This is a genomic window from Xanthomonas sp. WCS2018Noco2-27 (assembly GCF_031843525.1).
Taxonomy (GTDB): Bacteria; Pseudomonadota; Gammaproteobacteria; order Xanthomonadales; family Xanthomonadaceae; genus Xanthomonas.
In genome coordinates this window covers 51,910-74,449 of the sequence record NZ_JAVTIK010000005.1, presented here as the reverse complement: position 1 = coordinate 74,449, position 22,540 = coordinate 51,910, and the positions used below count along the sequence as shown (strand labels likewise).

General features: G+C 63.1%; 17 protein-coding genes and 2 other RNA genes. 9 read left to right on the top strand and 10 right to left on the bottom strand.

Annotated elements, in window-relative coordinates; all coding sequences use genetic code 11:
- The first annotated feature begins 511 nt into the window (after positions 1–511).
- The gene (locus RQH86_RS10765) at positions 512–3,013 is read left to right on the top strand and encodes a hypothetical protein (protein ID WP_311238803.1); all 2,502 of its coding nucleotides are present in this window, start codon (positions 512–514) and stop codon (positions 3,011–3,013) included.
- 48 nt (positions 3,014–3,061) lie between these two features.
- Here the strand turns inward: RQH86_RS10765 and glmS are convergent, their stop codons facing one another.
- Positions 3,062–4,891 carry a glutamine--fructose-6-phosphate transaminase (isomerizing) gene (gene glmS, locus RQH86_RS10760; protein WP_055848030.1) on the bottom strand — a complete coding sequence of 610 codons (1,830 nt, stop codon included), beginning with the start codon at positions 4,889–4,891 and terminating at the stop codon, positions 3,062–3,064.
- Positions 4,892–5,096: 205 nt separating this feature from the next.
- On the opposite strand from glmS, the gene RQH86_RS10755 reads away from it, so the two are divergent.
- The 7 genes from RQH86_RS10755 (at position 5,097) to RQH86_RS10725 (ending at position 13,215) form a co-directional block, all read left to right on the top strand.
- On the top strand, positions 5,097–6,368 hold the full coding sequence (locus RQH86_RS10755; protein WP_115513939.1) for an efflux RND transporter periplasmic adaptor subunit: 1,272 nt from the start codon (positions 5,097–5,099) through the stop codon (positions 6,366–6,368).
- 47 nt (positions 6,369–6,415) lie between these two features.
- Positions 6,416–7,135, top strand: a complete 720-nt coding sequence (locus tag RQH86_RS10750; protein ID WP_115528958.1) for an ABC transporter ATP-binding protein — start codon at positions 6,416–6,418, stop codon at positions 7,133–7,135.
- Positions 7,136–7,146: 11 nt separating this feature from the next.
- A complete protein-coding gene (locus RQH86_RS10745; RefSeq protein ID WP_311238804.1) occupies positions 7,147–8,451 on the top strand; it encodes an ABC transporter permease in 1,305 nt (434 codons plus the stop codon).
- A 65-nt stretch (positions 8,452–8,516) separates the two neighbouring features.
- Complete coding sequence (locus tag RQH86_RS10740; RefSeq protein WP_115562936.1) at positions 8,517–9,725, top strand: FtsX-like permease family protein; 1,209 nt, start codon at positions 8,517–8,519, stop codon at positions 9,723–9,725.
- Positions 9,726–9,845: 120 nt separating this feature from the next.
- Positions 9,846–10,316: a hypothetical protein gene (locus RQH86_RS10735; RefSeq protein ID WP_311238805.1), complete on the top strand. Its 471-nt coding sequence runs from the start codon at positions 9,846–9,848 to the stop codon at positions 10,314–10,316.
- Positions 10,317–10,510: 194 nt separating this feature from the next.
- Positions 10,511–11,854 carry a sigma-54 dependent transcriptional regulator gene (locus RQH86_RS10730; protein WP_311238806.1) on the top strand — a complete coding sequence of 448 codons (1,344 nt, stop codon included), beginning with the start codon at positions 10,511–10,513 and terminating at the stop codon, positions 11,852–11,854.
- An 8-nt stretch (positions 11,855–11,862) separates the two neighbouring features.
- A complete protein-coding gene (locus tag RQH86_RS10725; RefSeq protein ID WP_055850242.1) occupies positions 11,863–13,215 on the top strand; it encodes a HAMP domain-containing sensor histidine kinase in 1,353 nt (450 codons plus the stop codon).
- A gap of 143 nt (positions 13,216–13,358) precedes the next feature.
- Here RQH86_RS10725 and RQH86_RS10720 read toward each other — a convergent pair whose 3' ends face one another.
- From RQH86_RS10720 to RQH86_RS10705, 4 genes are all read right to left on the bottom strand, one after another.
- Complete coding sequence (locus RQH86_RS10720) at positions 13,359–14,279, bottom strand: right-handed parallel beta-helix repeat-containing protein (RefSeq protein ID WP_311238836.1); 921 nt, start codon at positions 14,277–14,279, stop codon at positions 13,359–13,361.
- A gap of 15 nt (positions 14,280–14,294) precedes the next feature.
- Positions 14,295–14,364, bottom strand: a non-coding RNA gene (locus RQH86_RS10715) — sX9 sRNA.
- A gap of 194 nt (positions 14,365–14,558) precedes the next feature.
- Entirely contained in the window at positions 14,559–15,923 is a 1,365-nt protein-coding gene (gene glmU / locus RQH86_RS10710) for a bifunctional UDP-N-acetylglucosamine diphosphorylase/glucosamine-1-phosphate N-acetyltransferase GlmU (RefSeq protein WP_311238807.1), read from the bottom strand.
- 80 nt (positions 15,924–16,003) lie between these two features.
- Positions 16,004–16,079: non-coding RNA, sX9 sRNA (locus tag RQH86_RS10705), on the bottom strand.
- Positions 16,080–16,213: 134 nt separating this feature from the next.
- On the opposite strand from RQH86_RS10705, the gene RQH86_RS10700 reads away from it, so the two are divergent.
- A complete protein-coding gene (locus tag RQH86_RS10700; RefSeq protein WP_311238808.1) occupies positions 16,214–16,597 on the top strand; it encodes a GtrA family protein in 384 nt (127 codons plus the stop codon).
- A 403-nt stretch (positions 16,598–17,000) separates the two neighbouring features.
- On the opposite strand, the gene RQH86_RS10695 is transcribed toward RQH86_RS10700, so the two are convergent.
- The 5 genes from RQH86_RS10695 to atpA form a co-directional block, all read right to left on the bottom strand.
- On the bottom strand, positions 17,001–17,588 hold the full coding sequence (locus tag RQH86_RS10695; RefSeq protein WP_311238809.1) for a chorismate mutase: 588 nt from the start codon (positions 17,586–17,588) through the stop codon (positions 17,001–17,003).
- Positions 17,589–17,816: 228 nt separating this feature from the next.
- On the bottom strand, positions 17,817–18,239 hold the full coding sequence (locus tag RQH86_RS10690) for a F0F1 ATP synthase subunit epsilon (RefSeq protein WP_055848010.1): 423 nt from the start codon (positions 18,237–18,239) through the stop codon (positions 17,817–17,819).
- 169 nt (positions 18,240–18,408) lie between these two features.
- Positions 18,409–19,815 carry a F0F1 ATP synthase subunit beta gene (gene atpD / locus RQH86_RS10685; RefSeq protein WP_055848007.1) on the bottom strand — a complete coding sequence of 469 codons (1,407 nt, stop codon included), beginning with the start codon at positions 19,813–19,815 and terminating at the stop codon, positions 18,409–18,411.
- Between the two features lie 124 nt (positions 19,816–19,939).
- Entirely contained in the window at positions 19,940–20,803 is an 864-nt protein-coding gene (gene atpG / locus RQH86_RS10680; protein WP_055848004.1) for a F0F1 ATP synthase subunit gamma, read from the bottom strand.
- 181 nt (positions 20,804–20,984) lie between these two features.
- Positions 20,985–22,532 carry a F0F1 ATP synthase subunit alpha gene (atpA, locus tag RQH86_RS10675; RefSeq protein WP_055848002.1) on the bottom strand — a complete coding sequence of 516 codons (1,548 nt, stop codon included), beginning with the start codon at positions 22,530–22,532 and terminating at the stop codon, positions 20,985–20,987.
- Positions 22,533–22,540 lie beyond the last annotated feature (8 nt).

Here is a 22,540-nt window from a genome sequence, read left to right as displayed (position 1 = left end):
CGAATCGACCCGCGCTACTCGCAACAGCAGAGATGTCTGCGCCTCGCGACCACGGCACAACCACGGCGATGCACGCTCCACTCGCAATCGCTGCCTTGCCGATCGCATCGCATCGCATCGCATCGCAGAATGATTCCGTCGCGAGGGCGGAGGGAAGCGAACGATTCCGCAGCGCGATGCAGAAGCGGGCGACCACCCCACATCACCTTCACATGTCTCAAAGAGTGACTTGGCTCCCGCAGCGAGACATTGGAACCAAGCGAGCACGACTGTGTGACATCTGTTCGCATTCAAACAGCTGCGCATCTCTAGGATGGCGCCTGCCCAGCGAGCCCCACGCCACTGAGCATCATGGTTCTGCGGTTGTAGCAGGCGCATGCGCGTGTGCGATGCACCGCTGTCGTCATCCAGCAATAACCGTTGAACCGTCTTGCACGATCCTTGCGCAACGCATCGCGTGGTGGTCGCACGTTCCGGAAGCCCTTCGCTTCCGCATCAGGAGTGATCCGACATGGGTGTAAAAACCTCCAAACTTACGGCCTTTATCGCAGTGACGCTTTGCGTTGCCAGCACTGATGGCAGCGCATCCCAACGGCCTGATCTGGGCGCTAACCAAGCGCGCACGGGAGGCGCGGCTTCTCCTGCATCGTTTGCTTATCCACGGCCTGACGAGGTGCCGCCAGGTACCGCAATGACGTTCTGGGCATCGCAGCCGGTCGATCGCAACGAGACGGTTGTCGTGAGCGGCGGCAATCTCAACCCAACCGCCACAGTGCGCCTTACCCGGCTCGACGATGGCGCAGTAGGCAGCCCATTGGATGTCGCCGACAGCACCAACAGTGGTTGGATCAACGTGGTGCCGAGCCAGGCCACCGAGCAATCACTCAAGTTTCAGCTGCCTGATCGTGCGCGCGGCGTCTACGCGTATCGGATCGTCACCGGCATCGGGACCGGTGCGACAACGCTGGTAAATGCGCCGGATATCTGGTTCGTGCAAGGCAACGTCGGCGGTGGTGCGTCTCCAGGCGGCAGACTCAACGTCTTCGGCACGGCACTGGGCAGAATGTCGGCATCGAGCCAACCGGTACGGATCGCATTGGTCAGAAACGGAAGCGTGCAGCGAATCCTGAGCGCAGATCTCTCCAATCCGAAGGAAGGCATGTATGTGCAGAGTTTTGCCATTCCCGCCGACGTGCCGCAAGGCGATTATGAGCTGTATCTACACAATGGCTCTGGTGGCCCAAGCGCGTGGAGTCGTTATCAAAACTTCGGCAGCGGACCGGATCGCACGGCGCCGCGCACTACCATCACCAGTATCAACATCGGGTATGCAACCAATTGGCCGCAAACCCGATGCAATGTCGCGCCGCCCATCGGCAACGGCGCTTCGGACGACGCCAGCTTTGCGGCCGCATTCGCCTGCGCGGCCAATGCAAAGGGTGGCGTGGTGTCCATTCCTGCGGGCAGCTACACCTTGTCCGGCCGAGGCTTCGACAATATCCCCAACCACACAGTCATCGCAGGTGCGGGCAAACAGGCAACCGTGCTGAACTTTCCGCAGGTGGTCGGCAGAAAGGATGCGCCGGCGGTGATCTTCAAGGGTGGCTCCACTGCCTACAACCAGGCCAAACAACCTAAATGTGGCCGCCCGATCAATTATGCCGCTGGCGTGTATGGCATACGCGATCTCTCCATCAACGCGCCGAATCTGCGCGAAGGCAGTGCAATCCTGTTCGAACACATGTCCGTCGAGGACCTGCATTCGATTCCGTTCGTACGCGACTCAATCATCACACTCGGCAAGTCGTCAGATCGGACAAGAACCGATCCGCACACGACCGGCATCAAGGCCATGGATACGTCCAACTTGCAGATCACCGGCAACGACATCACCAGTAGCAAACCAATTTTCATGGACAGCAATGTTTATGGCGTGACAGTGCAGGGCAATACCTTGCGTTGGCACGAGACGGCGCTGGCGTTTAACCACGACGCGCAGAACGCGCTCATCACCCACAACAGGAACATTTCCGCAGGGGCGCCCTATTACGGTACACCGTCGGAACTGCAATTCAGCGCGCCAAGCCGGGATGTGTATTACGCCAACAACGCCAATCAATACCCAGTCGACGCCGAGCCCCCACCGTGGCAGCTCACGATGGACGAAGGCACGGGCAACTACCTCGGGAAGGTTGCTGCGGTCTCGGGGAAGCAACTGACATTGGCAAGGCAAGCCATCGATCTGGCGTACCGCTGCAATGCCGACGGCAACTCAGCGATGATCGTCGCTGGAAAAGGCACCGGACAGCAGCGCTACCTGACAGGCAACCCGCTGACTCTCGGCAACACCGTCACCCTAGACAGCGCCTGGCAGATCCCCCCTGATCAGCAATCGGATCTGAGCATCGTGACGACCAATGGCAGGATGCTGTTCGTCAACAACGATTACAACGGGTCCGGCCCTGTCACCAACTTTTATCCATCCGCTGATGTGATCCATGCGTACAACCGTTTTAATCGCTTCGGCGGGAGCCTGGTGCAGCCGAACGGTTTTTACACCGATGCCCAAGCGCTGCTACCCGGTTGGCATTCGCAAATGCTCAACAATGAGGTCACCGCCGAGGCGACGACGAATCCATTGTCGTCGCAAGACTCGACCGCAACGTTTACCGTACATGGCGGCAATCGGATGATCAGCCAAGGCGAAGATCTGCAGAACCGCACGTACACCGGCTCCGTTCTCAGTACCGCCATCATCCGCAACAACCGGTTTGCCACCGGTGCGAGCGGCAGCGTTGGGCTGTGGGATCGGGTGAGCAATTCGCTGCTGGAGAACAACATCGTCCCGGCGTTTCGAATTCAGAATGAAAACGTCAAAGACTCGCTGATCCGCGCCAATCGCACTGCGGGCGGAGGCGAACCGCAGCGCTTGATCAATGAGCCCCGGCCTGGCAACGGCAACATGCTTTGCACAAGCACTGACGCCAGCACCTGCGCAGCACTCAACCGCTAGCGCGCACTCCCGGATGGACGCCGGCGCTGCACGCAAGCAGCGCTGGCGTTACTCCACCGTCACCGACTTGGCCAGGTTACGCGGCTTGTCCACGTCGGTGCCGCGTGCCAGTGCGGTGTGATACGCCAGCAGCTGCACCGGGATGGTGTGGATCACCGGCGACAGCACGCCGGCGTGGCGCGGGGTGCGGATCACGTGCACGCCTTCGGACTCGCTGAAGTGGCTGTCCTGGTCGGCGAACACGAACAGCTCGCCGCCGCGTGCGCGCACTTCCTGCATATTGGATTTGACCTTTTCCAGCAGCCGGTCATTCGGTGCGATCACCACCACCGGCATGGCTGCATCCACCAGCGCCAGCGGGCCGTGCTTCAACTCGCCGGCCGGATACGCTTCGGCGTGGATATACGAGATTTCTTTAAGCTTGAGCGCGCCTTCCAGCGCGATCGGGTAATGCAGGCCGCGGCCGAGAAACAGCGCATTTTCCTTCGGTGAGAAGCGCTCGGCCCAGGCCATGATCTGCGGTTCCAGATTCAAGGCGTGTTGCACGCTGCCGGGCAGGAAGCGCAGCTGCTCCAGATAATCGGCTTCTTCAGCCTCGCTGATGCGGCCCTGCAGCTTGCCCAGCACCATGGTGAGCTGGAACAGCACCGCCAGCTGGGTGGTGAAGGCCTTGGTCGAGGCCACCCCGATTTCGGCACCGGCGCGTGTGTAGCAGACCAGTTCGCTGGCGCGCGGGATCGCGCTCTCGGGCACGTTGCAGATCGACAGGGTATGCAGATGGCCCAGCGATTTTGCGTATTTCAGCGCTTCCATCGTATCCAGCGTTTCGCCCGACTGCGAAATGGTGACGATCAGATGCTTGGGATTGGCGTACGCAGCGCGGTAACGGTATTCGCTGGCGATCTCCACGCTGCACGGCAGCCCGGCGATGGCTTCGATCCAGTAGCGCGCGGTCATGCCGGCGTAATAGCTGGTGCCGCAGGCCAGGATCTGCACGCCTTCGATCTCGCGCAACACCGCTTCTGCGTTGGCACCGAACAACGACGCCGGGAAGCCCTTCGCATCGATCGCCGCTTCGATGGTGTCGGCCAGCGCACGCGGCTGCTCGTGGATTTCCTTCTGCATGAAATGGCGGAACGGCCCCAGTTCCAGCGATGCCAGCGACACATCGGACAGATGCAGCGGGCGCTCGACCGGCGCGTCGTTGGCATCGAAGATGCGCACGCCCTCGCGACGTAGCTCGGCGGTATCGCCTTCTTCCAGGAAGATCACCTGACGGGTGGCCTGCACGATGGCCGAGACATCGGAGGCGACGAAGTTTTCGCCCTCGCCCACGCCGATCAACAACGGGCAGCCCATGCGCGCGCAGACGAAACGCTCCGGCTCGGCCTGGCTCATCACCGCCAGCGCGTAGGCGCCGGTGAGTTCCTTGACCGTGCGCTGTAGCGCGCTGAGCAAATCGCCCGCGTCGGCCAGATGGTGATGGATCAGATGCGCGATGACTTCGGTGTCGGTCTGCGACTCGAAGCTGTAGCCGAGCGCACGCAGCTTTTCGCGCTGTTCTTCGTGGTTTTCGATGATGCCGTTATGCACCAGCGCCACCCCGGCACTGATGTGCGGGTGCGCATTGGCTTCGGTGACGCCGCCGTGGGTGGCCCAGCGCGTATGGCCGATGCCCAGCGTTGCGCCGAACTGTTCGGCCTGCGCCGCCTGCGCCATCTCGACCACCCGCCCGGTCCGCCGCACCCGCCGCACCTGCGCGCCATCGAGCACCGCAATGCCGGAAGAATCGTAGCCCCGGTATTCCAGGCGCTTGAGTCCTTCGATCAGGACCGGGACCACATCGCGCCCGGCGATCGCTCCGACAATGCCGCACATAGGGACAGCTCTTTAGGAAGAAGGCCGGCATTTTAGCGTGTCCGCTGTTGTCCACTGCATGACCGTGCCCGGACAGCGTGTCCGCGTCGGTGTCCGCGGACACTGCGGACACGCGCCCGTCCGGGATGAATGTCTTTTATTTCAGCCACTTGGCGGTTGGCACGCGCCCTGCATTGTCAGCGTGACGCCACCGAGCACGCCGACCATGATTCGCGACACTTCTGCCCAGGACCAGGTTCTCCGTACCCCCGCCCACCACGCGCCATGGCGCCGTTGGCTGTGGCCCAGCGTCGCCACCGTGGCGGTGCTGGCCGGTATCGGTTGGGCGATCAGCGCGTGGAGCGCCGGCAGCAGCTCGTTCGATGCCAGCAGGGTGCGGATCGCCACGGTGAGCCAGGGCGATCTGGTACGCGACATCGCCGCCGATGGCCGGGTGATCGCCGCCAACAGCCCGGTGCTGTACGCCATCTCGGCCGGCACAGTGACGCTGAGCGTGGTGGCCGGCGATGTGGTCAAGCAGGGCCAGGAGCTGGCGCGCATCGACAGCCCGGAACTGCGCAGCAAGCTGGCGCAGGAACAAGCCACCCTGGCCGGACTGGAAGCCGAATCCAGCCGCGCAGGGCTGGACGCCACGCTCGCCCGTGCCAACGCCAGCAAGCTCACCGACCAGGCCAAGATCGACAAGCAGGCCGCCGCGCGCGACCTGGAGCGCTATCAGCGCGGCTACGACGGCGGCGCGGTGCCGCAGGTGGAGCTGGCCAAGGCGCAGGACACCTTGAAGAAAACCGACATCGACCTGCAGCACGCCGAGCGGGATGCGTCGTTGAAGAGCCAGGGTGCGGATCTGGATTCGCGCAACAAACGTTTGCTGGCCGACCGCCAACGTGCAGTGGTGGCCGAGGTGCAGCGCCAGGTCGATGCACTTACGCTGCTGTCGCCATTCGATGGCCAGGTCGGCCAGGTGCAGGCGGTGCAACACACCCAGGTCGCAGCGAACGCACCGATCCTGGGTGTGGTGGATCTGTCCAAATTTGAAGTGGAGATCAAGGTGCCGGAAAGCTTCGCGCGCGATCTGGCGATCGGCATGCCGGCCCAGCTCACCAGCGGCAGCGGCGAACCCTTCCCCGGCGCCATTTCGGCGGTGTCGCCGGAAGTGGTCAACGGCGAAGTCACCGCGCGCATCCGCTTTACCGACAAGCAGCCGCCAGGCCTGCGCCAGAGTCAGCGCATGAGCGCGCGCGTGGTGATGGACACGCGTCGCAATGTGCTCAAGGTCGAACGCGGCCCGTTTGTCGAACAATCCGGCGGCAGCTACGCCTATGTGATGGATGGCAATACCGCAGTGCGCCGCCCTGTGCGCACGGGTGTCAGCAGCCTGGGCGAAGTGCAGGTGTTGTCCGGGCTGCAGGTCGGCGACCGCGTCGTGGTGTCCGGTGCAGATAATTTTGGTGACGCGCCGCGCGTCACCGTTCACTGATTCATTCAATCCTCTTCGTCGCACTCTCTTTCGCAAAGGAATCGGCAATGCTCAAGATGCAAGCGGTCTCCAAGGTCTTCCGCACCGAACAGGTGGAAACGCACGCGCTGCGCTCGCTGGACCTGCATGTGCGCGAAGGCGAATTCGTCGCGGTGACCGGGCCGTCCGGCTCGGGCAAGACCACCTTCCTCAACCTGGCGGGCCTGCTGGAAACCTTTACCAGCGGCCAGTATCTGCTCGATGGCGAAGACGTCAGCCATCTCTCCGACGACGCGCGTTCGCGGCTGCGCAATCAGAAGATCGGTTTCATCTTCCAGGGCTTCAATCTGATCCCCGACCTCAACCTGTTCGACAACGTCGACGTGCCGCTGCGCTATCGCGGCATGCCCGCATCCGAGCGTAAGCAGCGCATCGAAGAAGCCTTGACCAAGGTCGGGTTGGGTTCGCGCCTGAAGCATTACCCCACCGAACTGTCGGGCGGCCAGCAGCAGCGCGCCGCCATCGCACGCGCGCTGGCCGGCAGCCCGCGCCTGCTGCTGGCCGACGAACCCACCGGCAACCTCGACTCGCAGATGGCACGCGGGGTGATGGAGCTATTGGAAGAAATCAACAGCCAGGGCACCACCATCGTGATGGTCACCCACGACCCGGAACTGGCCGCACGCGCGCAGCGCAATGTGCACATCGTCGACGGCCAGGCCACTGACCTGGAACGCAATCCCAGCCTGATGCGCGCGCCCACCGCCACTGCAAGCCTGGCCGAATAAGGACCGCCCCCATGTTCGGCTATTACTTCAATCTCGCGCTGCGCAGCTTCCGTCGCAATAAGGTGCTCACCGCGCTGATGGTGCTGGCGATCGCACTGGGCATCGGCGCCAGCATGACCACCTTGACGGTGTTCTATGTGCTATCCGGCGATCCGTTGCCTGGCAAGAGCCAGACGATTTTCATCCCGCAATTGGATGCGCGCTCGCGCGATCACCGGAGTAAAGAAGCACTCGAGCAGTTCACACGGTTCGACGCAGAAGCCTTGCTCCGCGAGAAGCGCGCAGATCATCAGGCGATGATGAGCGGCGGAAAGGTGGCTTTGGAACCCGACAATGCATCACTACGCCCATTTTCGATCGATGCGCGCTATACCTCGACCGACTTTTTCCCGATGTTCGACGTGCCCTTTCTGTATGGCGGCGCCTGGTCGACCAGCGATGATGGCAGCCGCGCACGCGTCGCAGTTCTGTCGGAGGCGCTGAACAAGCAGCTCTTCCACGGCGAAAACAGCGTGGGCCGAACCGTGCGTGTGAATCGCAACGCGTTGCGCGTCGTCGGTGTCCTCAAGGACTGGCGTCCTACCCCGAAGTTCTACGACATCAACACCGGCAGGTACTCCAAAATCGAACAGATCTTCATTCCCTTCAGCACAGCAGTCGAGCAAAAGTTCGCAACGACCGGCGCGCGTTCCTGCTGGGGTAACAGCTCTGGGTCCAGCAATGAAGAAAAAGGAATTAATGAGCCCTGTGCCTGGGTCCAGTATTGGGTACAGCTGGACAGTCCACAGAAAGCCGTCGCCTATCGCCAGTACCTGGAAAATTATTCCGATCTGCAACGGCGTGCCGGTCGCTTCGAGCGACCCAACAATGTAGAGCTGCGTAGCCTGATGGAATGGCTGGACTTCAAGAAAGTGGTGCCCAGCGATGTCCGCCTGCAGACCTGGCTGGCATTCGGGTTTCTGCTGGTCTGCCTGGTCAACACCATTGGTTTGATGCTGGCCAAATTTTTGCGGCGCAGCGGGGAGATCGGTGTACGCAGAGCGCTTGGCGCGACCAAACGCAGCATCTTTGCGCAAGCGCTGGTGGAAGCCGGGACGATCGGGTTGACCGGCGGCCTGCTGGGTCTCGGCCTGGCCAGCCTGGGGCTCTGGGGCGTACGACAACAGCCCAGCAGCTATGCCGATCTCGCGCATCTGGATCCAGCCATGCTGCTGAGCACCTTTGTGATGGCGCTACTCGCCAGCATCCTGGCTGGAATGCTGCCGGCATGGCGTGCCTGCCAAGTCGCTCCTGCCATTCAACTCAAGTCTCAGTGATGCCTTGTCGGCCGATACGACCTTCGTCGCGTCGGCCGCAGCCAGCAACCAGAAAGGACACGCTCATGGAAATCCGCCCCATCCTATCCACGCTGCAACGGCACAAGACGGCTGCCGCATTGATCGTGCTTGAGATAGCACTGAGCTGCGCCATCATTTCCAACGCGCTGTTCCTCATCGGCAACCGGATAGAGCGCATACAGCGCCCCAGCGGCCTGGCCGAAAACGAAATCGTCAGCATCAGCATCGCTGGCATCGGGGAAGATCAAAACGCCAATGCATTGACCGAAACCGACCTGGCTGCGCTGCGCGCTATTCCAGGGGTGAAGTTCGCCTCCTCGGTCAGCCAGGTCCCGTTCGGCGATAGCATGTGGGTCACCGGTATCAAGCTGACCGCAGATCAACGGGTCCCGACCGTTGACCTCAATACCTACCATGGCGATTCCCAGACGCTCGATACGCTCGGCCTGCGGCTGGTGCAGGGGCGGCGTTTCACCGAAGGAGAATTCAGCTGGAACAATGACGAGAAGGCCACGATTCCCAGCGTCATCATTACCAAGAGCGCAGCGGAAAAATTGTTTCCCGGGCAATCGGCATTGGGTAAGTCGATCTATACCGAAGACACACCTAGCAAGATCGTCGGCATCGTGGAGCACTTCGCGCGTGTCAACGACTATGGTGGAGAGGCTTCCTATGACGACTCGATGCTATCCCCAGTCAAAATTTCCTACAACGATGGGCATCGTTACCTGCTGAGGACCGATCCGGATCGACGTCAGGAGGTACTGCGTCAAGCGGTCGCGATCCTGGAGAAGAACAGCAACAGTCGCATCATCGAGGAGAAGAAGACGCTGGAAGAGATGCGTCGCGACTTCTATCGCCAGGATCGTTCGATGTCCTGGCTGCTCGTCACCATGAGCATCGCCCTGCTGATCGTCACCGCACTGGGCATCGTCGGTCTTGCCAGTTTCTGGGTGCAACAGCGCACCAAGCAGATCGGCATTCGCCGTGCACTCGGTGCCACGCGCGGGCAGATCCTGCGCTACTTCCAGATCGAGAATTTTCTGTTGGCCTCGGTCGGGATCGTGCTCGGCATGTTGATGGCTTACTCGATCAACCTGTGGTTGATGGCGCGCTACGAATTGCCGCGCCTGCCGTTGATCTACCTGCCGATCGGCGCGCTCACGCTGTGGATGCTGGGCCAGATTGCCGTGTTCTGGCCCGCACGTCGCGCGGCGTTGGTGCCGCCGGCAGTCGCGACGCGCAGCGCCTGAGCACACCATGGGACGCTGCCTCAAGCCCATCACCACACCCTGGCGCCCGGCGATGCCGGCCGCTGGTCAGCTGCGCATGCCGACAAACCGCGATACTCACCTCCCAAGGACTCTCTCCCTATGCGTCCGATCGTCCATCCCCATATCGTCGCCGCTGTACTCGCCATCGCTGCGATGAGCGGCACGCTGCATGCCGGCAGTGGCGCCTCCGTGCACCCCACAACGCAGACGCGTAGCGAAGTGACTGAGCGCACCGCGCTGCGTATCGACGATCATCAGCTGCGCTGGCAACACAACGCACAAACGCTGGCACTGACCGCCACAGCCGCCGGTCTGCTGGTCACGCAGGCCAGCGATACGCTGGTACTGCAGCTGCGCAAGGGCGATACCCTGCGCGCAGCCGATGGCCGCGGCATCGCCACCGTGGAAGAACTGCTGCACGCATTACGCGCTGCCGCCGGCCGTCCAGTGCAGGTCCAGGTGGCACGCGGGCAGGCGCCCTTGAGTCTGACCTGGACCGCGCAGATGTATGCATCGTTGCTGCCGCCATTGCCGCCCGCGCCACCGGCACCACCACAAGCGCTGCGGTAGCCGTCGCTTGCAGCCGGGGCCCGCGCGCGCGCGCGCCTGTCGCACGTCCAGCGCCAACTAGACCGGCGCACTGCCCCGTCGCAACGTCCGTTGCCATCGCCATCGGCTTGCGGCACGCGGTGTGCGGCGACGCCGGCTGGCGCCGTATGCTGTAGCAAGTACTTCCCCAACACCTTTCGCCTTTCGAGCGCGCAATGCCGCATATCCTGATCATCGACGACAACACCGCCGTGGCCACCGCGCTGGAGGTGCTGTTTTCCTTGCACGACATCGAAGCGCGGCATGCGTCATCGCCGCAGGCCGGATTGGCCCTGCTGGACGAGCAGGCGTTCGACCTGGTGATCCAGGACATGAACTTCACCGCCGACACCACCTCCGGTGAAGAAGGCGAGGCGCTGTTTACCCAGATCCGCCAGCGTCATCCGGATCTGCCGGTGATCCTGCTCACCGCCTGGACCCATCTGGGCAGCGCGGTGGGCCTGGTCAAGGCCGGCGCCGCCGACTACATCGCCAAACCGTGGGACGACACCAAGCTGCTGACCACGGTCAACAATCTGCTCGAACTCTCCGAGGCGCGCCGCGAACTCGCGCACCGCCGCGAACGCGAGCACCGCGGCCGTGAGCAACTGACCCTGCGCTACGATCTGCGCGGCGCGGTCTTCGCCGACCCCGCCAGCGAGCGGGCCATCGCGCTCGCCTGTCAGGTCGCACGCTCGGAGCTGCCGGTGCTGATCACCGGCCCCAACGGCAGCGGCAAGGAAAAGATCGCCGAGATCATCCAGGCCAACTCGGCGACCAAACATGGCCCCTTCATCGCGCTCAATTGCGGCGCTCTGCCGGGCGACTTGATCGAGGCGGAATTGTTCGGTGCCGACGCCGGCGCCTACACCGGTGCCAACAAGGCGCGCGAAGGCAAATTCGAAGCGGCCGATGGCGGCACGCTGTTCCTGGACGAAATCGGCAACCTGCCGCTGGCGGGCCAGATGAAGCTGCTGCGCGTGCTGGAAACCGGGCGCTATGAGCGACTGGGTTCCAATCGCGAGCGGCATGCCAAGGTGCGCGTGATCAGCGCCACCAATGCCGACCTGCCGTCGATGATCCGCGATGGCAGCTTCCGCGAGGATCTGTACTACCGCCTCAACACCGTGGAGATCGCGCTGCCCGCACTGGCCGAACGTCCGGGCGACATCGCGCCATTGGCCGAGTATTTCCTGGCGGGCGGCAAGCCGTTGTCTGCACAGGCGCGCGATGCGCTGCAACGGCACGCCTGGCCGGGCAATGTGCGCGAGCTGCGCAACGTGCTGCAACGTGCGTCGCTGCTCGCGCAAGGTGCACGCATCGAAGCCAGCGATCTGAACCTGCCACGCGCCGTCGCGGCGCGGCCGGTAGCGGCAGTCGCCGGCGAGCCCGATCGCGCGCGCATCGAACAGGCGTTGGCACGCGCGCAAGGCGTGATCGCGCAGGCCGCCGCCGAATTGGGGTTGAGCCGGCAGGCGCTGTACCGGCGCATGGACCGTTACGGCATCAAACCGGAATGAATCTCCGCATGCGGCATCGCTCCTTCACGTTCGCCCTGTTTTTACGGCTGTTGCCGGTGCTGGCACTGGCGGCCGCGCTGCCGTGGTTCATGGCGTACTGGCTGGATCGCGGCTGGCAGGTGACTGCGATTTCGGTCGTCGTTTTGCTGGCCGCAATGTGGTTCAGCCTCAACCGCGCTACCGCACCGATGCGCTCGCTGTTCCGCGCACTGGCCGGCACCACCAGCAGCTACCGCGATGGCGAATACAACTTCGGCGTGCATTGGCGCGGCACCGACGAACTGGCGCAGTTGGTGCAGGCACATGCCGAACTCGGCGACGTGCTGCGCGCGCAACGGCGCGATCTGGTGCAGCGCGAATTGATGCTCGACACCATGCTGCAGAACACCCCTGTCGCGATGCTGCTGGTGGTGGCCGGCGGCGATGGGCTGCGCCGCATCGGATTTTCCAACAACGCCGCGCGCAAACTGCTTTACGGGGGACGCAAGCTCGAAGGCCAGCATCTGGACGACGTGCTCGAACGCATGCCTGGCGAGCTACGCGACGCATTGGCACGCGGCGGCGACTGCCTGTTCGCCGTGCGCGAGGACGGCGATGACGAGGACGACGAGCAGATCTACCACCTCTCGCGGCGCAGCTTCCACCTCAATGGCCGCGGCCACGAGTTACTGCTGATCCGCACCCTGACCACCGAATTGCGTCGGCAGGAAGTGCAGACCTGGAAGAAGGTCATCCGCGTGATCAGCCACGAATTGAACAACTCGCTCGCACCGATCGCCTCGCTGGCGCATTCCGGCGCCGAGCTGTTGCGGCGCGAGCGCACCGACCGCCTGGGCACGGTTTTCGAAACCATCGAAGAACGCGCGCGTCATCTGGAAGGCTTTATTCGCGGCTATGCGCGCTTTGCCAAACTGCCGCAGCCGCAATTGCAGACCATCGCCTGGGCGCCATTTCTGGAACGCCTGCAACAGCAGATTCCGTTCCAGGTGCAAGGCGACCTTAGCGATGTCAGCAGCCGTATCGATGCAGCGCAGATCGAACAGGCCATGCTCAATCTGCTCAAGAACGCACATGAGGCCTGCAGCGAAGCGCAGCCGCCCAATAGCGACGTTGCGGTGCGCGTGACACGCGTATCGCAGTGGCTGCGGATCGAAGTGCTCGACCGCGGCAATGGCATGAATGAAGCGGTCTTGCACAATGCCCTGATGCCGTTCTATTCGACCAAACGCAATGGAACCGGGCTGGGGCTTGCGCTCACCCGCGAGATTGCCGAAGCGCATGGCGGGCGTATTTCGCTGCACAACCGCGAGCATGGCGGCCTGTGTGTGACCTTGTTGCTGCCCTCGGCATCGGCTGCGTAGGCATCCACTCGCGGCACCGTGGCCCGCTCGAACGCGTGAGCTGACGCGGCTCCCTGATCGATTGCCGGGCTGGCAGGACCACTCCCGCCGCACAGACAGTGACTGAAACACACGCGCGCAATCGCTTTATGAGTGCAGCGCCATCAACCGGATTTCAGCGTGCCACGCTCTGCAATGCGCGGCCGTTTAAGCGCGCCACATGCATCATCTGCACCGGTGGTACGTGTCGCATCGATGGCACGGTAGTAACCGATGCCCACGGTATTGCCGACAAACTCACCGCCCTGCGAGGGACACTCGCCATCGGCTTTGAACCAGTCGGAAAACGCGGCGTATTTGCCGGCCCTGAGAAAGTGGTTACCGCCGACATAGGTCTGGTCGGACGCATCGCGCGTGCGTATTGCGTCGCCGTTGACGTCCACAAACGTATTGCCCTCGATCCGGTTACCAGACGAGTGCCGCGCCAGATACAGCGCGTGGATGAAGCCCGAAGTGTCGGTATCGTTTTCGATCGACTCAAAGCGATTGTGTTCGATGCGGTTGTCGCGCGACTGCTGCAGGCGGATCGCCGCAAACGAATATGCGGCCTCGTCACTGCGGCCGTAGCGCCCACCGATCCGTGCGAACTGCATGTTGCGGATCGTGTTGCCACCATTACCGTCTTCATCGGTCTTGCTGCTGCCCAGATCCAGCGCCATCCAGTAATTGCTGACCTTCAACCCATCGAAGGTCAGGCGCGTCGGTACATTTCGACCGCCTTTCAAGGCGAACCAGGTCGCGCCGCCGCATCCGTCGAAGAGCGGCGGCGTGGTAGCGCCGGGAGCGGCGATAAAACGGATGGGCGCGCCGTTGGCAAAGGTCCATTGCACCGACTGCTGAAGATAGGTGCCCGAGGCGATCACCACCTCCACCGCCGCTGCCGGCCGTCGCTCGACCAGGCGTTGCTGCGCAGCACCGAGACTGCGCAATGCGGTCGAAGGCTCGGTGCCTGCCGCCGCATCGTTGCCATCGGGCGCCAGATACAGCCGATAGCTCGACGCCGCTGCAGTGGCCGGCTGCAGCATCAGCACGCTAAGAGCGGCCAACAACACGTAGCGAGCAATCGTCAGACGGGTGTGGCCGGCGAACGGCAATCTGCGATTGGTCCATGCCGCGTCCGAGCAACCGCCACGCCCGCCTGGCGGCTGCGCCGTCGTTCGATCAGCTGCGCCATGTAGCAGGATCAACAGCGTGTCTGGTCGTAGCTGCATCGTGCACCTTCCGTCATGACCTGCAACGCAGTCCACCGTCGCAGCAGAGGACAACTGCTGCCTCATACGTCCGCACCGCGATAGCACTCCATGCTACTTCTTGGTCGGCCGCTCCCAGCCTTCGATCACGGTCTGACGCGGGCGCGCAACGCTGAGCTGGCCGGCCGGCGCGTCGCGCGTGATCACCGAGCCCGCACCGATGGTGGCATTGGCTCCGATCTCGATCGGCGCCACCAACGCGCTGTTGGAGCCGACGAACGCGTTATCGCCGATGGTGGTCTGCGACTTGTTCACGCCATCGTAGTTGCAGGTGATGGTGCCGGCGCCGATATTGACCTTGCTGCCGATCGTTGCATCGCCCAGGTAAGTGAGGTGGTTGGCCTTGCTGCCCACCCCCATCGTGACCTTCTTGGTCTCGACGAAGTTGCCGATATGCACGCCATCGGCCAACAGCGTGCCCGGACGCAACCGCGCGAACGGGCCGATCATCACCGCACCCTCGGTCACCACGCCTTCCAGATCGCAGTGCGCACGTACCTGCGTGCCGGCACCCAGCGTCACATCGCGCAGCCGTACGAACGGGCCGATCACCACGTCATCGCCCAGCGTCACATCGCCTTCCAGAATCACATCGATGTCCAGTTGCACATCGCGCCCTACCTGCACCGTGCCGCGCTGCTCCACGCGCGCCGGGTCGGCCATGCGCACGCCCTGCAGGCATAGCGCACGCGCCGCACGCAGCTGCCAGGCGCGTTCGAGCTGAGCGAGTTGCCAGGGGTCGTTGGCACCTTCCACATCCTGTGGGTCGCCCACATGCACCATGTCGGCCGGGGTGAAGTCGCCGGCGGCGCTGGCAAACACGTCGGTGAGATAGAACTCGCCCTGCGCATTGTTGTTGGACAAGCCACCCAGCCAACGCCGCAGTGCAGTGGATTCGGCGGTAAGGATGCCGGTATTGATGGTGCGGATGCGTCGCTGTTCGTCGTTGGCGTCCTTCTGCTCGACGATCGCCGCCACCTTGCCTTCGGCATCGCGCAGGATTCGTCCATAGCCGGTGGGGTTGGCAAGCTCGGCGACCAGCACCGCCATCCGGCCGGGCGCATGCAACAACTGCAGCAGGCTCTCGCTCTGGATCAGCGGCACATCGCCGTACAGCACCAGCACGGTGGCCGCATCAGGAATCGCATCCATCGCCTGCTGTACCGCGTGGCCGGTGCCCAGCTGCTGCTGTTGCTCGGCCCACTGCAGATCTGACTGCCCGGCAAATGCGGCACGCACCTGATCGCCGCCATGCCCGTAGACGATATGGATCGCGGCCGGCTGCAGTTGCCGTGCGGTGGCGATGACATGCGCCAACATCGGCTGGCCCGCCAGCGGCTGCAGCACCTTGGGCAGGGACGAGCGCATGCGCTTGCCCTCGCCCGCAGCCAGGATCACGACGTGCAGGGGCAGGGTCATCAAAAATTCCAAAGGCGGGAGATGGGCTAAATTCTAGTCGCAGCCATGCAAAACCGCGTGCTCGATCGATGTCTTAAAGCGACTAACAAGACGTAGCGAGCAGTCGTCAGGTGGGTGCGGGCGGCGCGGAGGAACCGGAGTGTATAAGTGGTACATGCCGCACCGAGCACCGGCCGCGCCCGCCTGGCGGTGAGCACAGTTGTTTTGTTGGCTGCTCTTAAACACGCAATGACAACTTTTTTAGCACTGCGGCGGCTAGGATGGGCGCCCTTTCTTCGTCCCCGGCACGCATGAGCCTGTTTCGCCAAGGCAGTCAGTTCACCCTGATTGGCGGCCTGCAATTGGCTGTGGATTGCGGCATCTTCATCGCCGCCACCGCCGCCGGCATGCCGACGGTGCCGGCCAATCTGCTCGGGCGCATCAGCGGCGCGGTGCTGGGGTTCTGGCTCAACGGCCGCTACACCTTCGCCCAGCCAGGCGGCGCGCGGCTGGGCTGGCAGCGCTTTCGCCGCTTTGCGGTGATGTGGCTGGCGTTGACGCTGATCAGCACCTGGCTACTGTCGGCGACGGTGGATCTGGTCGGCCTGCGCCAAGCCTGGCTGGCCAAGCCACTGGTCGAAGGCGGGCTGGCGATCGTGTCGTTCTTTCTCGGCCGGCATGTGGTGTATCGCTGAATGCACGCGGGCGACCGAGGCTGGAGCGCGCGTCGTTGAACCAAGGCAGCCGACTGTTTCCCGCTTAAGTCACTCAGCAACGCGCGCACTGCAGGCGTCCGCCAAGCGTGCGCTGTCCACACGCTGACGAGGCTTAAGAGCGGCATCTGCGAACGCACCGCCTTTGCGCACCACGGCGACAGCACACCCCATCTGTTGCAGGAAAACGGCAGCCAGCAAGCGGTGCACATTGCACCGCTGCCGGCTTCATCACCTCGATTGCGTTTACAGGCGGATTGCGATCGAGGTGGAAGCCGCGCGGGGCCCTGCGGCGGCTTGGTTCGTATGGAACTGCGTCGACCTTGCTGAAACATCATCACGGCAGTCGCGTTGAGCCACCGCGCCGTGTGCCGACCACACCGCACTAGCTCTTGGCGGGTGCCTGCTGGCAAAAGTCGCCCAGGCCACGCACCAGTGCCGCGCGATGCAAGGCATCCAGCTGCCATTGCCCAGCGTAATGTGCCGCCGCATGTGCCGTGCTGGCCGAGCATTGCGCCGCCGAGCGCGCCGCTGCGGCATCGGCCAGCGCATCGAGCAACTCGCCCTGCAGCTGGTCCAGACGCGCGCGCAGTGCGGCCAGATCCGGACGGGCGGTGTCCGGTGCCCGTCCACGTTCATGCCAATGGTTCAACAGCGCGTACTGCACCGATTTATTGGCCTCGATCTGCGCCGCAAAGAAGCGCGCCGCGTCGTCGGCATCCAGTCCGTGCGCCGGCGCCTGATCGCGCACGCTCTGCAGCACCGCCGCTTCGCGCGCCTGGTCCAGCACCGGCTTGCCGCTATCCCACTTGCTCAGCGCCACCGCATCGCCGATCGCATTGCGTTGCACGATGCGATCCAGCAGCGGATCCAGCGGCGGCTGGCTGCGTACCGGAAGCGCGCAACCCAGCAGTGCAACCGCAAGCGCGCACGTCAGTGCATAACCGCGTAAGCCATTGATCGAGCGGGTCATGGGGTGTCCTCAATGTCGGTGGTGACCATGCCATGGCGCAGCGAAGCGCTGCATGGCAACCAGCCACGCAGTGTGCGCGCTGTCCACAACACGCGGCCTTGTGCCACGCAGGCGCATCTCCCAAAACGAAAACGCCGACACGAAGGTCGGCGTTTCCAATCCACATCTGCCTGCGGCATTACAGCTGGAGCATGTCGCTTGCCTACAGACAATGGGGCAGGCAATCGATCAGTGCTTGAGGGTGCGGCGCAACCGCTCCAGTGCCTGCAACTGCACCGTCGCCTCGGCCAGCTGACGCTGCGCCTGGGCCACGTCCACCGTGTCGCCACGGTTGGCCAGCAAACGCTCGGCTTCTTCCTTGACCTTGCGGACCGCAGCCTCGTCGATATCCTGGGCCCGTATCGCGGTGTCGACCAGCACGGTCACCACCTGCGGCTGCACTTCCAGGATGCCGCCGGAGATGGCGAAATCCAGCTGTTCGCCGCTGGCGGTGGTGACCACCACCTTGCCCGGCTTCAGGCGGGTGATCAGCGGCGCGTGCTTGGGCGCAATGCCCAGCTCGCCCAGTTCGCCGGTGGCCACGACCAGCGTCGCCTCACCGTGGAAGATTTCCTTCTCGGCGCTGACGATGTCGCAACGAATAGTGCTCATGGTGCCTCACTGTAGTGAGGCGGGGAATCGGGAATCGGGAATCGGGAATCGGAAGAGCGGCTGACTGCACGCATTTCCAGCTTCCCGTGACTTCCAACTCACCTATCACCCGCCTTTACGATTCCCGATTCCCGATTCCCGATTCCAGCCGCATAGCGGCTGGGATCAATCAGGCCTTGGAGCTCATCTTGTTGGCTTTCTCGACGGCTTCTTCGATGTTGCCGACCATGTAGAACGCCTGCTCCGGCAGGTGGTCGTATTCGCCATCGCAGATCGCCTTGAAGCCGCGGATGGTGTCCTTCAGCGACACGTACTTGCCCGGCGAGCCGGTGAACACTTCGGCCACGTGGAACGGCTGGCTGAAGAAACGCTCGATCTTGCGTGCGCGCGACACCGACTGCTTGTCTTCTTCGCTCAGCTCGTCCATGCCCAGGATCGCGATGATGTCCTTCAGTTCCTTGTACTTCTGCAAGGTCTGCTGGACGCGCTGGGCGGTGTCGTAATGCTCGTTGCCGATCACCAGCGGATCCATCTGACGGCTGGTGGAATCCAGCGGATCCACGGCCGGGTAGATGCCCAGCGAAGCGATGTTACGGCTCAGCGTAACGGTGGAATCCAAGTGGGCGAAGGTGGTCGCCGGCGACGGGTCGGTCAGGTCGTCCGCAGGCACGTACACGGCCTGGATCGAGGTGATCGAACCGCTCTTGGTCGAGGTGATGCGCTCCTGCAACACGCCCATTTCTTCGGCCAGGGTCGGCTGGTAACCCACCGCCGACGGCATACGGCCGAGCAGCGCCGACACTTCGGTACCGGCCAGCGTGTAGCGGTAGATGTTGTCGACGAACAACAGCACGTCCTTGCCCTTGCCGTTCTCGTCCTTCTCGTCGCGGAAGTACTCAGCCATGGTCAGGCCGGTCAGCGCCACGCGCAGACGGTTGCCCGGCGGCTCGTTCATCTGGCCGTACACCATCGCGACCTTGTCCAGAACGTTGGAATCTTTCATCTCGTGGTAGAAGTCGTTGCCCTCGCGGGTACGCTCGCCCACGCCGGCAAACACGGACAGACCCGAGTGCGCCTTGGCGATGTTGTTGATCAGTTCCATCATGTTGACGGTCTTGCCGACGCCGGCGCCGCCGAACAGGCCGACCTTGCCGCCCTTGGCGAACGGGCACATCAGGTCGATGACCTTGATGCCGGTTTCCAGCAACTCGGTGCTAGACGACTGGTCTTCGTACGACGGTGCGGCGCGGTGGATTTCCCAATGGTCCGCTGCCTGCACGTCGCCGGCTTCGTCGATCGGACGACCCAGCACGTCCATGATGCGGCCCAGCGTACCGGCGCCGACCGGTACCGAAATAGCGCGCTCGGTGTTGGTCGCCAGCAGGTTGCGCTTCAAGCCGTCGGTGGAGCCGAGCGCAATGGTGCGCACGACGCCGTCGCCGAGCTGCTGCTGCACTTCCAGGGTGATGGCGGTGCCTTCGACCTTCAGCGCGTGATAGACCTTCGGTACTTCGTTGCGCTGGAACTCGACGTCGACGACCGCGCCGATGATCTGAACGATCTTGCCCTGACTCATTTGGATAACTCCACTAATGTCTGTTCGATTCTTGTGTCGGGAATGGGAAATCGAGAATGGGGAATGGGAAGATCAAGAGCACCGAAGCCTTGCCTATTCCCGTTTCACGATTCTCCATTCCCGGCTAGACAGCGGCCGCGCCGCTGACGATTTCCGAAATTTCCTGGGTGATCGCCGCCTGACGTGCCTTGTTGTAGATCAGTTGCAAGGTGCCGATCATCTTGTTGGCGTTGTCGCTGGCGGCCTTCATCGCCACCATGCGCGCGGCATGTTCTGACGCGACGTTTTCCAGCACGGCCTGGTACACCAGCGACTCGATGTAGCGCGTCATCACGTGCTCCAGCACGGTCGCCGCATCGGGTTCGTACAGGTAGTCCCAATCGTGATGCGCCACCTTGTGCTCGGCGGCCGGCAGCGGCAGCAGCTGATCGAAGCTGGCCTTCTGCGTCATGGTGTTCACGAAGCGGTTGTAGACCAGATACACGCGGTCGACCTTGCCGTCGATGAAGGCATCGATCATCACCTTGATCACACCGATCAGCTGCTCGACCTGCGGGCTGTCGCCCAGATGGGTCACGCTGCCGACCATGTTGACCTTGATGCGACGGAAGAACGCCGACGCCTTCTGACCGATGGTCACCACGTCGATCTCGGCGCCCTTGTCCTGCCACGGGCGCACTTCGCCCAGCATCTTGCGGAACAGGTTGTTGTTCAGACCGCCGGCCAGGCCGCGGTCGGAAGAGATCACGATGTAACCGACCCGCTTGACCTGCTCACGCTCGACCAGAAACGGATGCTGAAAATCGGTGCTGGCCTGCGCCAGATGCCCGATCACCTGCTTCATCGCCTGCGCATACGGACGCGAGGTCTTCATGCGCTCCTGCGCCTTGCGGATCTTGGAGGCCGAGACCATTTCGAGCGCGCGCGTCACCTTGCGGGTGTTCTGCACGCTCTTGATCTTGGTTTTGATTTCGCGTCCGCCTGCCATTGCTCGCTCCGCTCGTGAGAATCGGGAATCGGGAATCGGGAATGGCCAGAGCCTCCCGCGTCCCACTTCACGACTCTCTAATTCCTAAATCTGGGATTCGGCAGCGGTGATTCGACATGGGCCAACGCCCCGAACCACCGCTCCTACAAACCCCGAATGCCCAATCCCGAATCCCGGCGCCTTACCAGGTGCCGGTGGTCTTGAACTCTGCGATGCCCTTCTTGAACGCGGCTTCGATGTCGTTGTCCCAACCGCCGGTGCTGTTGATCTTGGAGATCAACTCGCCCTGGGTGTTGGCGAAGTGCGCGTGCAGGCCTTCTTCGAACGCCAGCAGCTTGTTGACCGGCACTTCATCGAGGTAACCCTCGTTGACGGCATAGATCGACAGCGCCTGGTTGGCGATGGACATCGGTGCGTACTGCTTCTGCTTCATCAGCTCGGTGACGCGCTGACCGCGCTCAAGCTGCTTGCGGGTGGCTTCGTCCAGGTCCGAGGCGAACTGCGCGAACGCCGCCAGCTCACGGTACTGCGCCAGCGAGATACGAATGCCGCCGGACAGCTTCTTGATGATCTTGGTCTGGGCTGCACCACCGACGCGCGACACCGAGATACCGGCGTTCACGGCCGGACGAATACCGGCGTTGAACAAGTCGGTTTCCAGGAAGATCTGGCCGTCGGTGATCGAGATCACGTTGGTCGGCACGAACGCGGACACGTCGCCGGCCTGCGTTTCGATGATTGGAAGCGCCGTCAGCGAGCCGGTCTTGCCGGTCACCGCACCGTTGGTGAACTTCTCCACATATTCCTCGGACACGCGCGCTGCGCGCTCCAGCAGACGGGAGTGCAGATAGAACACGTCGCCCGGATAGGCTTCGCGGCCCGGCGGACGCTTGAGCAGCAGCGAGATCTGACGGTAAGCCACGGCCTGCTTGGACAGATCGTCGTACACGATCAGCGCGTCTTCGCCGCGGTCCATGAAGTACTCGCCCATGGTGCAGCCGGCATACGGGCTGATGTACTGCATTGCGGCCGATTCGGACGCGGTCGCAGCCACCACCACGGTGTGCGCCAGCGCGCCGTTTTCTTCGAGCTTGCGCACGATGTTGGCAACGGTCGAGGCCTTCTGGCCGATCGCCACGTACACGCACTTGATGCCGGTGCCCTTCTGGTTGATCACCGCATCGATCGCCAGCGCGGTCTTGCCGGTCTGACGGTCGCCGATGACCAGCTCGCGCTGACCGCGGCCGATCGGGATCATCGCATCGACCGACTTGTAACCGGTCTGCACCGGCTGGTCGACCGACTTACGCCAGATCACGCCCGGCGCAACGCGCTCGACCGGTGCGGTCTGGGTGGCACCCAGCGGGCCCTTGCCGTCGATCGGCTCGCCCAGTGCATTGACCACGCGACCCAGCAGCTCCGGACCCACCGGCACTTCCAGGATGCGACCGGTGGTCTTGGCCACGTCGCCTTCGCGCAGGTTTTCATAATCGCCCAACACCACGGCGCCGACCGAATCGCGCTCCAGGTTCAACGCCAGGGCGAAGGTGTTGTTGGGCAGTTCGATCATTTCGCCCTGCATCACGTCGGCCAGGCCGAAGATGCGCACGATGCCGTCGGACACGCTGGTCACGGAGCCTTCGTTGCGCGACTCCGCGGACAGCTTGACCGTCTCGATGCGGGTCTTGATCAGGTCGCTGATTTCGGAGGGGTTGAGCGTGGTTGCCATCGTTCAGT

What these genes read in the sequence shown, in the direction of transcription:
- RQH86_RS10765 (WP_311238803.1), top strand. Translation starts at nt 512, where the DNA reads ATGGGTGTAAAAACCTCCAAACTTACGGCCTTTATCGCAGTGACGCTT.
- glmS (WP_055848030.1), bottom strand. Translation starts at nt 4,891, where the DNA reads ATGTGCGGCATTGTCGGAGCGATCGCCGGGCGCGATGTGGTCCCGGTC.
- RQH86_RS10755 (WP_115513939.1), top strand. Translation starts at nt 5,097, where the DNA reads ATGATTCGCGACACTTCTGCCCAGGACCAGGTTCTCCGTACCCCCGCC.
- RQH86_RS10750 (WP_115528958.1), top strand. Translation starts at nt 6,416, where the DNA reads ATGCTCAAGATGCAAGCGGTCTCCAAGGTCTTCCGCACCGAACAGGTG.
- RQH86_RS10745 (WP_311238804.1), top strand. Translation starts at nt 7,147, where the DNA reads ATGTTCGGCTATTACTTCAATCTCGCGCTGCGCAGCTTCCGTCGCAAT.
- RQH86_RS10740 (WP_115562936.1), top strand. Translation starts at nt 8,517, where the DNA reads ATGGAAATCCGCCCCATCCTATCCACGCTGCAACGGCACAAGACGGCT.
- RQH86_RS10735 (WP_311238805.1), top strand. Translation starts at nt 9,846, where the DNA reads ATGCGTCCGATCGTCCATCCCCATATCGTCGCCGCTGTACTCGCCATC.
- RQH86_RS10730 (WP_311238806.1), top strand. Translation starts at nt 10,511, where the DNA reads ATGCCGCATATCCTGATCATCGACGACAACACCGCCGTGGCCACCGCG.
- RQH86_RS10725 (WP_055850242.1), top strand. Translation starts at nt 11,863, where the DNA reads ATGCGGCATCGCTCCTTCACGTTCGCCCTGTTTTTACGGCTGTTGCCG.
- RQH86_RS10720 (WP_311238836.1), bottom strand. Translation starts at nt 14,279, where the DNA reads ATGCTGCAGCCGGCCACTGCAGCGGCGTCGAGCTATCGGCTGTATCTG.
- glmU (WP_311238807.1), bottom strand. Translation starts at nt 15,923, where the DNA reads ATGACCCTGCCCCTGCACGTCGTGATCCTGGCTGCGGGCGAGGGCAAG.
- RQH86_RS10700 (WP_311238808.1), top strand. Translation starts at nt 16,214, where the DNA reads ATGAGCCTGTTTCGCCAAGGCAGTCAGTTCACCCTGATTGGCGGCCTG.
- RQH86_RS10695 (WP_311238809.1), bottom strand. Translation starts at nt 17,588, where the DNA reads ATGACCCGCTCGATCAATGGCTTACGCGGTTATGCACTGACGTGCGCG.
- RQH86_RS10690 (WP_055848010.1), bottom strand. Translation starts at nt 18,239, where the DNA reads ATGAGCACTATTCGTTGCGACATCGTCAGCGCCGAGAAGGAAATCTTC.
- atpD (WP_055848007.1), bottom strand. Translation starts at nt 19,815, where the DNA reads ATGAGTCAGGGCAAGATCGTTCAGATCATCGGCGCGGTCGTCGACGTC.
- atpG (WP_055848004.1), bottom strand. Translation starts at nt 20,803, where the DNA reads ATGGCAGGCGGACGCGAAATCAAAACCAAGATCAAGAGCGTGCAGAAC.
- atpA (WP_055848002.1), bottom strand. Translation starts at nt 22,532, where the DNA reads ATGGCAACCACGCTCAACCCCTCCGAAATCAGCGACCTGATCAAGACC.